This window comes from Paenibacillus terrisolis, assembly GCF_056171975.1.
Genome location: NZ_JBKFGG010000043.1, coordinates 1 through 14,352, shown reverse-complemented (window position 1 = coordinate 14,352; position 14,352 = coordinate 1). Strand labels below are relative to the sequence as shown.

Below are 14,352 nucleotides of genomic sequence, written 5' to 3'. Positions count from 1 at the left end.
CTGCACAAAATACAACATTTTAACGTTGCGGCCGGTCCATATCACGATTGCAAAAATAACTGCATTTATGCAGGCATTTTCTTGCTCAGAACAAAAAGTCGGCTGGGGGTCGCTTCCCGAGCCGACTTTTTTGTTCTCACCTGTTAAATCTGCTGAATGTATGCCGCGTAATCGTGTGCGTATTGTTCAAGTTCGTCGTCGCTAAGCTGCCGCACTCCGTTGACGACAAAAGCGGGCTTGTACGTCATGCCCACTTTGTTGGCCATGGCCTGGAACGGACGCAGCAGCTCGCTTAAAGCGAAGTGGTTAATTCCGCCCGCTTGGTAAGCGTCCTTCACGGCGCCGGTGGAGATGGCGACGCGCAATTCCTTGCCGGCCAACGCATCGCCTCCCGGTCCGTAAGCCCAGCCGTTTAGCAGAACGTGATCCATCCATTTTTTCAACAAATACGGCGAGCTGTACCAATAGAACGGAAATTGCAGGATGATGCAATCATGGGCGGCGAGCAGACGCTGCTCTTCGGCGACATTGATGATTTCGTCCGGGTAAGCTTCATGCAGTTTATGGATGGTGACGCCCTCTATGTTGGTCAACTCGGCGGCAAGCCGTTTGTTCACCCGTGATTGTTCGAGATTCGGGTGGATGACGATGACTAAAGTTTTTGGCTGATTGGACAAGCTGATCACTCCCAGATAGGATAAATATTTTGCGCTGATCCCAGTGTAAGCCTTTGGTTTTGCTTATACAACTCTTCGATATTTCCGCCGCTTTACAGCCACTATCCGCGTAGCAGCCGTCTTACAGCCCTATCCGCATAAAGCGGTTTTTTTGCCGTTGCATTATACAGTCAAACTGTATATAGTATAACTATACAGTTGAACTATATAAGGCGACACTAAGCAACGAGGAGTGAAACGATGGGCAGGGATCGAAATTTGCCGCTCACGGAAACGGTTTATTATATTTTACTGGCCCTGATGGAGCCGGCGCACGGTTACCTCATCATGCAGAAGGTGGAGGAACTGAGTGGAGGACAGGTGAAGATGGCGGCGGGTACGCTGTACGGAGCGGTTGAAAATCTGGTGAAGCAGCGGTATATCCGGCCGGTCGGAAGCGAGGACAGTCGGAGAAAAGTGTACGCCATCACGGAGGAGGGCCGGGCGGTTTTACGGCTCGACTATGAGCGGATGCGGCACATGCTTGAAGTGACGAGAGGAATTCTGGATGCGAACGCGGCAGGAGGGAAATCGAATGATCAAGTATAAGTTTTTTATCGATTTCGAGAAGGAAGAAAAGTGGCTGAATCAAATGGCTGAGGAGGGATACGCGCTTGCCGGCAAATCCTTAGGTTATGAATTCGGAAAAGCGGAGCCGGAGCAAGCCGTGATCCGGATCGATTACCGCCAGTTTCGGAAGCAGTCCGATTACGAGGATTACAAGGCGATGTTCGAGGACAGCGGGTGGCGGCATCTGGCGGGGAGCAAGTATTCCGGCGCCCAGTATTTCAAAAGAATCGGCGAAACCGGAAGTGAAGATATTTTCTCGGACGTCCCATCCAAAGCCGGACGCTATCAGCGATGGTCCGAGATGTGGCTTTCGCTGGCGTGCTCCTTCATTCCGATATTCGTCGCTCTCATGATGACGGGGGCGGTGAATACAATGGCTTTCGTTCATCCCAAAGCCTTGTATTACACGCCGGGCTTGTGGGCGAAGAGCGGGTTTGATTTTTGGCGGGCGTTTCTGTTTGAAACACCGTTTGCCTTGATGCGGGGCTTTATCTGGATCATGATTCCCGTGACGATTTTGCTGTATCTGATTTTTGCCGTCCGGGCCAAAAGCCAATACCGGAAGGCCATCAAATAGCAAATGTTCGGTGAAAATAAAGTATTAGATATGACCTGTTAAAAGAAACAGCGACGGACCAAGACTTGAAAATAAAGCCTTAGACCTGCCGCTGTTGCCATTCGGCTAACATTCCCGAGAGCTTCTGCAACCGCCGGCTCCCGACCCGAGAATACCGGCGGGCAGGAGAGTTTCAGTCGCGAACTCCATTAGTACATTTTGCGTAAGAACGCTGTCCGTCAAGGCCTGCCGCTGAACCGCTCGAGCGCTTCCTCGGTAGCCGGCGCGAAGAGGTTGACGAGGTTGCCGTCGGGGTCGCGAAACAGTGCAGAGCGGTTCCCCCATGGCATCGTAGTTGGTTCTTGAACCCACTCGTCGACAAGCAGCTTCAACCGCGTGTACTCGGCATCGACGTCGTGGACGCGAAACTCGATGATGACGGTGTGGTTGTCGGCCGCGCGCGCGGAACCGGCGCCGAACAGTTGTACCGTCTGGGAGTGGCCGATCGCCAGGGTACACGATGGCAGAACGAACTCAGCGAAGACAGGCGCTGGGCGTTTCGCCGAAGCACCTGTGACTTTCTCATAGAACGCGACGAGTCGATCCAAGTCGTCAGTAATGATGCGTACAGAAGCGAAATTCACGAGACATCATCCTTTCAATTATATAACGCTACGATACCGTATCGTAGCATATTGATCTGGAAAATGCAAGTGACTGTATGGTGCTGTATCGGCAATCCGAAATCCCCGGCGCCAAGGATGCTCCCATGGTATAATGTGAAGGACTTTTTATTTTAACGCAACGGATCCCAGTTTAAGTACTTTTTGTTGGAGGGAAGATGGTGACTACGTCTAAAAAATCCGAACGTGTGCCGTCGGCCAATTTGAATAGACGCGTCGAACGTTCACGACATACCGTCCTGACCACTGCGTTTGAACTGCTCGGCGAAGGCGGTGTGGCTAGCTTCACCGTCGACGAAGTGGCGCGTCGTTCCGGGGTCGCGAAGACGACCATCTATCGCCACTGGCCGACGCGGGAAGCACTGGTGATCGACGCCTGTTCACGGATGATTGCGGAGCAGGAAACGCCCGACACCGGCTCACTCGAAGGTGACGTCACGGCTATCCTGGTGGAAATCGCGCACCTGCTGACGACGGCGAATTGGTCCTTCGTCCTGCCGTCAATCGTCGACACCGCCGAGCGCAATCCGGAGTTCGCGGAAATCCACAGTCGGATTCAGCGCGGACACGCCGCCCCCCTGCGAGAGGTCCTGCAGCGGGCGCTAGCCAGGGGCGAACTGTCGGCACACGCCGACGTGTCAACGATCGTCGCAGCCCTGCTGGGGCCACTCTTCTACCGCCGCTGGTTCTCACGCGAACCGATCGACGACCAGTTCGTAAAGGCGATCATCAAACGCACACTCGCTTCACTTTAGTACGAGACGTCTAACACTTTATTTTCTTCTGACAGCAAAAGAGGCACCGGCTGCATTTTAATGCAGCGGTGCCTCTTTTTGTTTACTCCTGATCGTATATTCGATCAAACCGGCTTCTTCCCGGCGGTCAGATACTTTTCCGTCAGAATCGTCAGCATTTGAATGCCGACTTCATTATGCCCGCCTTCCGGAATGATCAGATCGGCGTATTTCTTGGACGGCTCGATAAACGCTTCATGCATCGGCTTCACCGTAGCCAGATATTGCTGGTGGATCGAATGAATGGAGCGTCCCCGTTCCTCCATATCCCGCAGCACGCGGCGGAGAATGCGGACGTCGGAATCCGTATCCACGAACACTTTGATATCGAGAAGACTGCGGAGCTTTTCGTCGTACAATACGAATAAACCTTCCACGATAACGATATTATTCGGCTTCAATTCGACGTTTTTGTCGGAGGATCTGGTATGAATCGTGAAGTCGTAAACCGGCGCGAAAGCGGCTTGTCCGTCCTTAAGCACGGAGAGATGCTCTACAAGCAGTTCATTGTCAAAGGCGAAAGGGTGATCGTAGTTCGTTAGTTCGCGTTCGGACATGCCCAGATGCGATTGGTCCTTATAGTAATTATCCTGTGATATGAATGTAACTTTATCTGATCCAAGCTGCTCAATGACGGAACGGGCTACGGTTGTTTTCCCGGAACCGGTGCCGCCGGCGATACCCATAATTAGCATGGCGATTCAAATACCCTCCTAAACGATTTCCCTTTAACATTCCAGTATTGTAGCACAGCATGCGTTTTTTTTCACCTTCATCATGCACTGGGAAAATCCGGGGGCGTTCGTTTTTTTCTCGGAAAAAACAGCTCGATTTGCGTGCCGCGGTTGAGGGCCGATTCGACCCGTATGCTCCCGCCATGCACATCCACGATCCACTTGGCGATCGACAGCCCGAGTCCCGTTCCGCCTTCCGCCCTTGATCTGACTTTATCCCCGCGGTAGAACCGCTCGAAAATGTAAGGCAGGTCCGCTTCGGCGATGCCGCTGCCGCTGTCGGAGACGCGGATGCAGACGGAATGCGGCACGTATTTGCTCTCCACCTTGATCCGTCCGCCTTCGGGTGTGTATTTCAGGGCATTTTCCAAAAGAATGATCATCAGCTGGCGAATCCGGCCCTCATCGCCCCAAAGAATCAAAGGCGCCTCACACTTGCTTTCGATTTCGACGCCTTTCGTTCCGGCGAGCAGCCGGAAATGGCCCGTCAGCTCGCGAATCAAGGCATCCAGCGCAAAATCGGCCGGCTGGATTTGGAGCCGGTTCGAGTCGGAGCGAGCCAGCGTCAGCAGGTCGTCCAGCAGCCGGCTCATCCGCTTGCTTTCCTTGAGGATCTCGGCAATGTGCGGACTCTCCTCTTCAATAGAACGATCGGGATGGCGCAGCAGCATTTCCGTCTGCGCCTGGATGATCGCGGTTGGCGTGCGCAGCTCATGGGAAGCGTCGGCGACAAACCGCTGCTGTTTGTCCCAGGAATTCCGGATGGGCACAAGCGCCCGCCCGGCCAGAAACAGCCCGGCCACAATGGAGATAACCGCCCCGGCGGCCATCCCCATTGTAAGATCGCGCAAGAGGGAACGCAGCGTATGGTTCACGTCCTCCAGGCTGCGGATGACGCTGACCGAGACGATTTGGCGCGAATCCAGGGTATCGTATTTCGGAAATTCCAGGACGCGATAATTGCGGCCTCCAACCTCCCGGTTTCCGGGGGAGGCGGCTTTTGCAGCGTTTTTAAGTCGACCCGCCTCTTCCAAAGGAAGCGACTGCTGCGGAAACTGCTCAACCAGCCGCCCTTCCGCATCCCAGAACAAATAGATGGTCCTGTCGTCCTGCTCGGGATCGGGATGATCGGACCGCAGCCACTCCGACAGGTTGTGATAGGATTCCACCCGGTGTTTGGCCTTCGTTAGGCTCTCGTCGACCTCCCGAACCAGCCGGTAGTGCATATGCGCGTACAACAATGTTCCCAGAACCGCGAGAATCAGCAAAAAAACGGCGGTATTCAGTATAGCCAGCCTTCTGCGGGTGCTATTGAACATGGGCGTCACCCTTGCAAATATAACCGATGCCCCGAACCGTCCGCACAATGGACTCCGCCCCGTTAGCGGCAAGCTTTTTGCGAAGATGGTGAATGTATACGTCCACGGCGGTCGTGGCGGAATCGGAATTAAACCCCCATATCCGGTCGAAAATCTGTTCGCGGGTTAGAATTTGGTCCTTGTTGCACAGGAAGAATTCCAGAAGGGCATACTCCGTCGCGGTTAAATGAAGCGGCGTATCCTCGTGAAAAGCTTCCCTCAAGGACGGTACCAGCCGGACGGGACCGCAGGCAAGCTCCCCCTCTTGCCCCAGCGTGCCTTTTCTTCTCAAGACGGCGCGGGTTCGCGCCAATAATTCGGAAACCGCAAAAGGCTTCGTCACATAATCGTCCGCTCCCGCGTCCAGTCCGGCCACGCGGTCATCAACCGCATCTTTGGCGGTGACAAGGATGATCGGAACCGTTTGGGAATGGCCCCGCAATTTTTTGACGATGTCCACGCCGTTCATTTCCGGAAGCATGACATCGAGAATGATCAAATCAAAAATCGCCTGCTCAGCCAAATAATAGCCGTCTTCCCCGTTTTCCGCCCCATCGGTCACAAAGCCTTCGCTTTCGAAAATATCACGGATCACGCGGAGCAAAGAAATGTCGTCTTCCACTACCAATACTCGCATCGCTAATTCCCGCCTTTCCCTTACAGGTCATTTTATCAGAAGCCCGCTTTTTAAGAAAATTTAAATAATCCGGTTTTATACTAAAAGTCACCGGAGGGGGAGCCATTATTTCCGAAGCTGGATGGAGGGATTTACGTGGCAAAAATGAACAAAAAATGGGTGGCTTTATGCTCGGCAGCCATTGCGGCGGTTTACGCGGCCGGGCTATATGCGACGGACACGGAGGCCCGGAGCGGGCAAGCGGCGCAGCCGGTGGCGGCGGCCGGCATTCCTCGGGTGGCTGCGCCAACCCAAGACGCGAAACCAAGCCAAAGCGCGATTCAAACTCAAAGTATATATAAAGACGGCACCTACACAGGGATGGGCTCGAATCGGCGCGGGTCAATTCAAGTGAATGTTACGATTCAAAACGACAAAATCACCGAAGTGGACGTCAGCGATTACGGAATGCGTTATCCGGAGAGCGACATTGCGGGCTTGCCTGCGGATGTGATACAGCAGCAAAGCGCCAAAGTCGGCAATGTGTCCGGCGCCACTTACAGCACCCGGGCTTTTGAGGATGCCGTCCGGGATGCGCTGACGCAAGCCCGGAACCTGCGGTCATGAGAAAAACGAAGCTGTATATGGATACGACGGTGGATATTGAGGTGGTCCCGGGTGCGGGGATAACGGATGAGAAGGCGGAGCTATGCATCAATCGGGCTTTTGCCGCATTCCGCAAAGTGGAAGACGCTTGCAGCCGTTTTAACCCGGATAGCGAACTGATGCAGGCCTGCCGGAATCCGGGCATTCCGGTGCAGGTCAGCCCGGTTCTGTTCGAACCATTGAGGTTCGCCGTGGAGATGGCGGCGCATACGGAAGGAGCTTTTGATCCGACCGTCGGCAAAAGGCTGGAGAAGCAGGGCTTCAACCGCCATTTTTTAACGGGTGCCGTTATGAACAGCCCCTCGGCTGAAGAGGTGTCTTTTCTTGATATCGGGCTTGACGAAACTCGCCGGACGATATTGCTGAAGAAACCGCTCGTCATCGATTTGGGAGCCGTTGCCAAAGGGTTCGCCATCGATTTGGCTGCGGGTGAGCTTCGGGACTTTCCCGGTTTTCTGATCAATGCGGGCGGCGATTTATATGCCGGAGGATACGATGAGGCGGGCAAACCTTGGGAAATCGGCATTCGCCATCCCGAGCGTAAAACGGAGATCATCGATCTAATCAAGCTGACGAACGCGGCAATCTGCACGTCGGGAAGCTATGAGCGGAAGAGCGAGAAAGAAGCCGGTATGCATCATCTCATCGATCCCCGGACGGGACTTTCGCGGAACGATTGGGTCAGTCTCAGCGTTATCGCTCCGTATGCCATGCTGGCCGACGCTTGCTCTACCGCGGCGTTTGTCTTGGGGCCGGGCGAAGGGATGGATCTGATCCGGCAGGCGGAATTGCAGGCCGTCGCGATCACTTCCGATTTACGAATCATAAGAGTAGGAGGGATGGGCAATGACCATCAAACAATGGATTAAATCACCTAAGGGCTATGTCGCCGTTACCATGCTGGTATATTTGCTGTTTGCGTCCTGGATGCTGCGCGATATCGGCGGGATGATCAACGCCATGCTTGCGGTTGGCACCGGTTTGATCGTAGACGTAGCTTTAAGCCTCATCAAACGAAAATCAAAAATCATGCCGGACGGAACCGTCATTACCGGACTAATCATTGCCCTTGTGCTGAGCACGGCGAGCGCTTGGTACATTACGGCAGGTACGGCGGCCTTAGCCATCCTGTCCAAGCATTTGTTCACTTATAAGAAGAAACCCGTTTTTAACCCGGCTGCGCTGGGACTATTGCTCTCGATCATTCTTTTCGATCCCGGGCAAAGCTGGTGGGGGGCGTTCGGCGACCTTCCGGCCTGGACGGTTTTGCTGCTGCTCATTGGCGGTTACGCCGTAACGAATCGCATCAATAAGTACGCTCAGGTATTTGCTTTCCTGGGAACGTCGTTTCTGCTTCTTCCCCTGCTGGGACTGTTCGGCGCAGCCGATGCTTTTGACGGGCTCCGATCCCCGTTTGTGAACGCTACCTTGTTTTTCGGATTTTTTATGCTGACCGACCCGCCTACGTCGCCGGCCAAAACGAAAGATCAAATCTTTTTCGGTACGCTTGTCGCTTTGACGGGAACGGCCATTTACGGGCAATTCGGCGGATTGATGTATCTGTTTATCGGACTTCTTACCGGAAACCTGTACCATTGGATGAGAGCCAGGTGGTCTTCGAACGCGACTCGGCAGAAGCGTTCCGGCGTGAAACAAGTGAAAAAAATGCAACTCCCCTGATCTTGACCCGATCATATGGCGAGTTGTTCCTACTTTTGAAGGAGAGTCCCTGGGCCTATGAGCCCGGAGGCTCTCTTTTTTGAGGAAAAAATTTACATTTGAAAGGTGTCGTACTCCCTGAATCCTGTCCGGGCAAAAGAGGATATCCCTACTTATTGCCCACTCGCTAGGTCAACAGTATTATTTTTACATTTTAGGAAAGGGAAAATATAACAATCGGCAAAATTCGACCGATAAACTACATGCGCCAAATTTTGGAATGGAGGGAGCAGAAGAGGAGAGAAGAGAGAAAATAAGGACTTTTTTCATAAATATAATCATTACGCAAATGATGCGAGGAGGAAACGTAACAGTATGATGAACGGTTTATCCAGAAAATCGGGCAGCATCCGCAAATGGCTTCATGGCTTTTTGATTTTTAGCTTGGTGTTGTCTTTTTTTCCGTACATAGGAAACGGGAAGGCAAGCGCGGCGGAAGGGGATTACCTTTTGTCGCTCAATCGTCCCGCTTTTGCGTCTTCGACGCAGGACAACAACACGCCTGATTTGGTTGTTGACGGCGATCTTCACACCCGTTGGGAGAGCGTATGGAAAAAGGACCCTCAATGGATTTACGTGGATCTCGGGGCAAGCGCTTCGATCTCCCGGGTTACAATTAACTGGGAGAACGCTTATTCGAAAGCATTTGAAATTCAGGTCTCCGACAACGAAGTAAAGTGGGATTCCATCTACTCCACGAAGGAGAACAAGGGCGGCATCAGCGACTTGGCCGTCTCCGGGAAAGGCCGCTATGTGCGGATTTACAGCACGGAACGCGCACAAACGGCATATGGCGTGTCCATCTATGAGTTTGGCGTTTACGGTACCGGAGGCGTTAATCCTCCGCCAAAACCGGAAGTTCCGAACGTTGCCTTGAACCAGCCGGTAACTGTTTCTTCTCAAGAGAACGAGGAGAAAGCGGATTTGGAACCTGCCAATTATTTGGCGGCAAACGCGACCGACGGCAATTCGAACACGCGTTGGTCGTCCAGACATAACGACACGCAGTGGATTTACACCGACCTCGGGCAATCATATACGATCGGCCGCGTCGTTCTGAACTGGGAAGCGGCTTACGGACGGGCCTATGATATTCAGGTCTCCGACGACGCTTCCAATTGGACGACCGTGTACCGGCAGCTCAAAGGCTCCGGCGGCAAAGAGACGATCCCGCTATACGCGAACGGCCGTTATGTTAAAGTAAACGGCATTGCCCGCGGCAGCGACAACGGATACTCCTTGTTTGAGTTGGAGGTATATCCGTACCGGGATGGCGACGATCAGCCGGTCTATGACATCCCGGCAATTCCGACGCCTTCCACCGTTTCGGTAGGGGCAGGCAGCTATGAGATCAACGACATCACGCAGTTGGAACCGAAAAACCCGAAATACAAAACCGATGACGTGGAAGCGCCGATTCCATCCAATGACTGGTGGCAATCGATTCTGATCTCGAACATGGGGAACGGTGACAGCTTGATTACCCTGCCGTTCAAGAACAGATATACGAAGCAAGGTCTTGCCATTCAGAACCCGGGCGCAGGATATACATCGGCGGATGGCGGGTCTATGGACGCTGATGGCGATCCGGACTTGTACATCATGCCAAGCAACGTTAATCCGACTTCGCTGACAACGAAAATCTCGGGTTACGGCGACTATTCCGCGAGCGTTGTGCTGAGCGATGACGATACGCGGAAGATGAGCACCACGTTTGTAAAAGGTTCGCCGTTCCTATACAACACGTTCGAATCGGATACCGTTTTGATTCAATCTCCGGTGATCACCCGGCTGTTTGACGACAATAACCAAAGTATCCTGGAAGGCGAAGAAGCAACCTTGACCGGCGACCATATCGGGATTGAAGTCGTCAACAAGGATCACGCGCCTCAACCGCAAACCTTTACGAAGGACTACGGAATTTACGCTCCGGAAGGTACGGTATTTACGAAGCTGGGGAATACGCTCAAAGTTAAATTCGCGGGCAGCGAGCAGTACCTGTCCGTCGGGACCTTGACGTCGAGCGCGGACTTAAGTTATTTCTATCAGCATGCGTACGCTTTTGTAGCCGATACGGAAGTTAGCTACAACTATGATCAAACCTCTTCCATCGTGACGACGAACTTCCATACAGTAACGGATGTGAAGCGTCCGGGCTTCTCCTCGGACACGCTGATGGCGCTGCTGCCGCATCAATGGAAGATTTCCTCTTCCACGCTGACGCAGCTCGCGTATCCGTCGATCCGCGGAACGCTGAAAGTGCATGAAGGAAACGAGTTCACGACAAGCGATCGTTTTTACGGCATCATTCCGCAATTCGTCGAGCCTAACGATCCGACGTATTCGCGGGCGCAGATGACTGCTTACTTGGATTCGCTGGACGCGGATGTGGCTCAAAACTTTATGGTCACCGACCCGTACTGGCAAGGCAAAAAGCTTCATCCGCTGGCGCTTGGGGCCATCATCAGCGATCAAATCGGCGATACGGAAAGAAAAGAGAATTATCTCAGCAAGCTGAGAACGATTTTGACGGACTGGTATACGTACTCACCGGATGAACCGAATCATTCGTATTACTTCCATTACTCGACGGATTGGGGCTCCGTGTTCCCGTTCGCGAGCGGATTCGGCGTGAATACGGGCCTTACGGACCATCACTTCACGTATGGCTATTATGTATTTGCATCCGCCGTTCTGGCGACTTACGATGAAGATTTCCGCAATCAATACGGCGATATGGTCGAAGTGCTCATTCGGGACTATGCGAACCCGTCCAAAACGGACAGCGAGTTCCCTTGGTTCCGCAACTTCGATCCGTATGAAGGCCACTCCTGGGCCGGCGGTTACGCCGACAACCGGAGCGGGAACAACCAGGAAGCCGCCGGTGAAGCGCTCTTCGGCTGGGTTGGCGAATATATGTGGGGCATGGTGACCGGTAACAATACGTACCGCGACGCAGGCATCTGGGGCTTCACAACCGAAGAAAAGGCGATCGAACAATACTGGTTCAACTATGACCATGACAACTGGCTGCCGGGCTATCAACACTCGGTTGTAGGGCAAGTATACGGCAGCGCTTATTTGTACGGAACCTTTTTCTCGAACAATCCGCAGCATATTTACGGCATTCACCTGCTGCCGCCGGCCGAATGGGTGACTTACTACGGTAAGGATCCGAGCAAGGCAGCGGAATTGTACAATGGTTTGGTGAAAGATTATGGCGGAACGGAAGATACTTGGCAGCATATCATTTGGCCGTTCGAATCGCTGAGCGATCCTGAAGCGGTCCTGGCCAAATGGGACGCCTCCGTCATGCAGCAAAACGAAGTGTTCAACGCCTATTGGTTCGTTCACAGCATGGCTACCTTGGGCAACCGCACGACCGATATTTGGGCCGATGACCCGGCGGTTACCGTGTACAACAAAGACGGACAATACACGGCTCAAGTATGGAACCCGACCGATAGCGAGAAGACGATCACGTTCTACAACGAAGCAGGGGTAACCGGTTCAACAACGGTTCAGCCGAAGGCGCTGGTAGCGGTTGATCCGACGAAAGTTACGGCTCCGGTGCCTGACGATTCCAACCAGGGCGGCGCTTATCTGGACCGTACCGGCTGGAAGATTACGGCTTCCGACAACATTTCAAGCAAAGCGCTTAACAATATGATTGACGGGGACGCCAGCACTCGCTGGACTTCCGAAAAACCGCAAGCCAACGGACAATGGCTGCAAGCGGACTTGGGCGAACCGCAAGCCTTCGATACGATCTTTATGAACTCCGGAGGCAGCTACGGCGACTACGCTCATGGATATGACATCCTCGTGTCGAACGACGGCGTGGAGTGGACTAGCCCGGTTGCAAGCGGCGTAGGAAATTCGCAAAGCAATGTTGTAACGTTTCCGGCACAAAAAGCGCAATACGTCCGTATCGTGCAAACAGGCGAAGCTTCAAACTGGTGGTCGATTACGGAACTGAAGCTGGCTCTGTTCAGCGATGATGCGCCTCAGGATCCAACCGGCGGCGGAACTCCACCGAAGGACCCGCAGCCAGGCGAAGATCCGAAACCGGGTGAAGATCCGAAACCGGAACCGGGCACCGATCCTGACCAAGGAAGCACTGGCCCTTGGGACGGAACGTATCCGGATGCAAATACGGTCAAATTGGATCGCACTAACTGGACAGTTACCGGCACCGCATCGAATAATGCCGATAACGCCGCAAACCTGATTGACGGCAATAACGAGACGCGCTGGACGACCAGCCATGAACAAACAACAGGTCAATGGCTGCAAGTGGATTTGGGCGAGCCCCAAGTCTTCGATACGCTCGAAATGGATTCCGAGAACTTCAGGGACGATTTTGCCCACGGATATCAGGTCTACACTTCCAATGACGGCGTGACGTGGGGCGAAGCTATCGCTAAAGGCGCAGGCAACATGGGAACCACGTTGGTTTCGTTCCCGGAACAGCAAGTTCGTTATTTGAAAGTGGTGCAAACCGCCAAAGAATCGCATTGGTGGTCGATTGGCGAGCTGAACTTGTTCGATAACGGGACCGGCAAACTACAAGCCTTGTCCCGCGAAGACTGGACCTTGGAAGCATCCGACTCGGCGGGAGGCGATCCGGCTTCCCAAATGATTGACGGCGATTTGAATTCCCGTTGGTCCACAGGGAAGGCTCAAAAGGAAGGCCAATGGATTCAGGTCGATCTGGGCAGCGAGCAATCCTTTGATCAAATCCGCATGGCCGCGGCCGGCAGCCGTAATGACTATGCGCATGGTTATCTCGTGTACGTCTCGAAAGACGGCATCGACTTTGGACAGCCGGTTGCCGGCGCCCGCGGAAACGGCCAGGACCTCCTGTCGACGTTCCCGACGCAAACGGCGCGGTACATCCGGGTGGTTCAAACCGAATCGGTATCCAACTGGTGGTCGATTGCCGAGTTTAACGTTTATGCTTCCGTTTCGGGTCCGGATCTTCCTGGACAGCCTGACGACAGCCTGGGCGCCGTACTGGATCAATCGAACTGGAACATTACGACATCTTCGACCAATGCCAGCGAAGCGCCTTCGAAAATGTTGGACAGCAACCGCGATACCCGTTGGTCGTCCGGCCACGATCAAGCGGATGGCCAATGGATTGAGCTGGACCTCGGCAGCCTGCAAAGCTTCAGCCGTGTTGAGCTTGACTCCGGCGCGTTTTCGGAGGATTACACGCGCGGTTACGCCATCTATGTCTCCGAAGACGGAGCAGCGTGGAGCGACGCGGTGGCCAGCGGGGTTGGGAATTACGGCATAACTGCCGCGGCATTCCCGACGCAAACCGCACGATACATCAAAATCGTGCAAACCGGCTCCGCCCCGAAATGGTGGTCGATTGTCGAGCTTAACGTATTCAAATAATATTACCTTTGCATGCACAACGGTAAATATAGAAAGAACCTATCCTTTGGGATAGGTTCTTTTGTTTGTTGTTTTGTGAGGTAAGATAGGTAACCTAACGGGAAAAAGTACTGCTAATCTCGCCGAATCGGACATTTCGCTCCAACTAAATGGAAAACCTCCAGCTATTTCTCGGAAAACGGGTGGTGAAGCGCCGATTCCGCTAATTTAGCTGGAGGAAATGGAGTTAGTTAGTGTGTTAGACCCGGTTACGGCTGAATTAACGGGATGATTGGGAGTTAATTCAAACCAGATGCCGATCTGTTGGCCATTTGTTTGTTGTGTGCGTGGTGAGAGGTCATTTAACGGGAAAAAGTACTGCTAATCTCGCCGAATCGGACATTTCGCTCCAACTAAATGGAAAACCTCCAGCTATTTTTCAGGAAAAGGGCTATGCAGCGCCGATTCCGCAAATTTAGCTGGAGGAAATGGAGTTAGTTAGTGTGTTAGACCCGGTTACGGCTGAATTAACGGGATGATTTGGAGTTAATTCAA

The 14,352-nt window shown here is 53.3% G+C and carries 12 protein-coding genes; 7 read left to right on the top strand and 5 right to left on the bottom strand.

Annotated elements, in window-relative coordinates; all coding sequences use genetic code 11:
• Positions 1–143: 143 nt before the first annotated feature.
• Complete coding sequence (locus tag ACI48K_RS23245; RefSeq protein ID WP_475030019.1) at positions 144–677, bottom strand: NAD(P)H-dependent oxidoreductase; 534 nt, start codon at positions 675–677, stop codon at positions 144–146.
• A gap of 240 nt (positions 678–917) precedes the next feature.
• On the opposite strand from ACI48K_RS23245, the gene ACI48K_RS23240 reads away from it, so the two are divergent.
• Positions 918–1,265, top strand: a complete 348-nt coding sequence (locus tag ACI48K_RS23240) for a PadR family transcriptional regulator (protein ID WP_475030018.1) — start codon at positions 918–920, stop codon at positions 1,263–1,265.
• Positions 1,252–1,863 carry a DUF2812 domain-containing protein gene (locus ACI48K_RS23235; protein ID WP_475030017.1) on the top strand — a complete coding sequence of 204 codons (612 nt, stop codon included), beginning with the start codon at positions 1,252–1,254 and terminating at the stop codon, positions 1,861–1,863. The genes ACI48K_RS23240 and ACI48K_RS23235 overlap by 14 nt, the downstream gene beginning before the upstream one ends.
• Positions 1,864–2,081: 218 nt before the next feature.
• Here ACI48K_RS23235 and ACI48K_RS23230 read toward each other — a convergent pair whose 3' ends face one another.
• Complete coding sequence (locus ACI48K_RS23230; protein WP_475030016.1) at positions 2,082–2,486, bottom strand: VOC family protein; 405 nt, start codon at positions 2,484–2,486, stop codon at positions 2,082–2,084.
• 197 nt (positions 2,487–2,683) lie between these two features.
• Here ACI48K_RS23230 and ACI48K_RS23225 point away from each other — a divergent pair, with 197 nt between their 5' ends.
• The gene (locus tag ACI48K_RS23225; RefSeq protein WP_475030015.1) at positions 2,684–3,280 is read left to right on the top strand and encodes a TetR/AcrR family transcriptional regulator; all 597 of its coding nucleotides are present in this window, start codon (positions 2,684–2,686) and stop codon (positions 3,278–3,280) included.
• 104 nt (positions 3,281–3,384) lie between these two features.
• Here ACI48K_RS23225 and udk read toward each other — a convergent pair whose 3' ends face one another.
• From udk to ACI48K_RS23210, 3 genes are all read right to left on the bottom strand, one after another.
• Positions 3,385–4,014 carry a uridine kinase gene (gene udk / locus ACI48K_RS23220; protein ID WP_475030014.1) on the bottom strand — a complete coding sequence of 210 codons (630 nt, stop codon included), beginning with the start codon at positions 4,012–4,014 and terminating at the stop codon, positions 3,385–3,387.
• Between the two features lie 80 nt (positions 4,015–4,094).
• Positions 4,095–5,372 (bottom strand): sensor histidine kinase, encoded by a 1,278-nt coding sequence (locus tag ACI48K_RS23215; RefSeq protein ID WP_475030013.1) that lies wholly within the window; start codon positions 5,370–5,372, stop codon positions 4,095–4,097.
• Positions 5,362–6,048: a response regulator transcription factor gene (locus tag ACI48K_RS23210; protein ID WP_475030012.1), complete on the bottom strand. Its 687-nt coding sequence runs from the start codon at positions 6,046–6,048 to the stop codon at positions 5,362–5,364. The genes ACI48K_RS23215 and ACI48K_RS23210 overlap by 11 nt, the downstream gene beginning before the upstream one ends.
• A 144-nt stretch (positions 6,049–6,192) precedes the next feature.
• Here ACI48K_RS23210 and ACI48K_RS23205 point away from each other — a divergent pair, with 144 nt between their 5' ends.
• The 4 genes from ACI48K_RS23205 to ACI48K_RS23190 all read left to right on the top strand — a co-directional run bounded on the left by ACI48K_RS23205 (position 6,193) and on the right by ACI48K_RS23190 (position 13,818).
• A complete protein-coding gene (locus tag ACI48K_RS23205; RefSeq protein ID WP_475030049.1) occupies positions 6,193–6,654 on the top strand; it encodes an FMN-binding protein in 462 nt (153 codons plus the stop codon).
• Positions 6,651–7,562 (top strand): FAD:protein FMN transferase, encoded by a 912-nt coding sequence (locus ACI48K_RS23200; RefSeq protein ID WP_475030011.1) that lies wholly within the window; start codon positions 6,651–6,653, stop codon positions 7,560–7,562. Before ACI48K_RS23205 ends, ACI48K_RS23200 begins: the two co-directional genes overlap by 4 nt.
• Entirely contained in the window at positions 7,540–8,373 is an 834-nt protein-coding gene (locus tag ACI48K_RS23195; RefSeq protein WP_475030010.1) for an RnfABCDGE type electron transport complex subunit D, read from the top strand. Before ACI48K_RS23200 ends, ACI48K_RS23195 begins: the two co-directional genes overlap by 23 nt.
• Positions 8,374–8,727: 354 nt before the next feature.
• Positions 8,728–13,818 (top strand): discoidin domain-containing protein, encoded by a 5,091-nt coding sequence (locus ACI48K_RS23190; RefSeq protein ID WP_475030009.1) that lies wholly within the window; start codon positions 8,728–8,730, stop codon positions 13,816–13,818.
• Positions 13,819–14,352 lie beyond the last annotated feature (534 nt).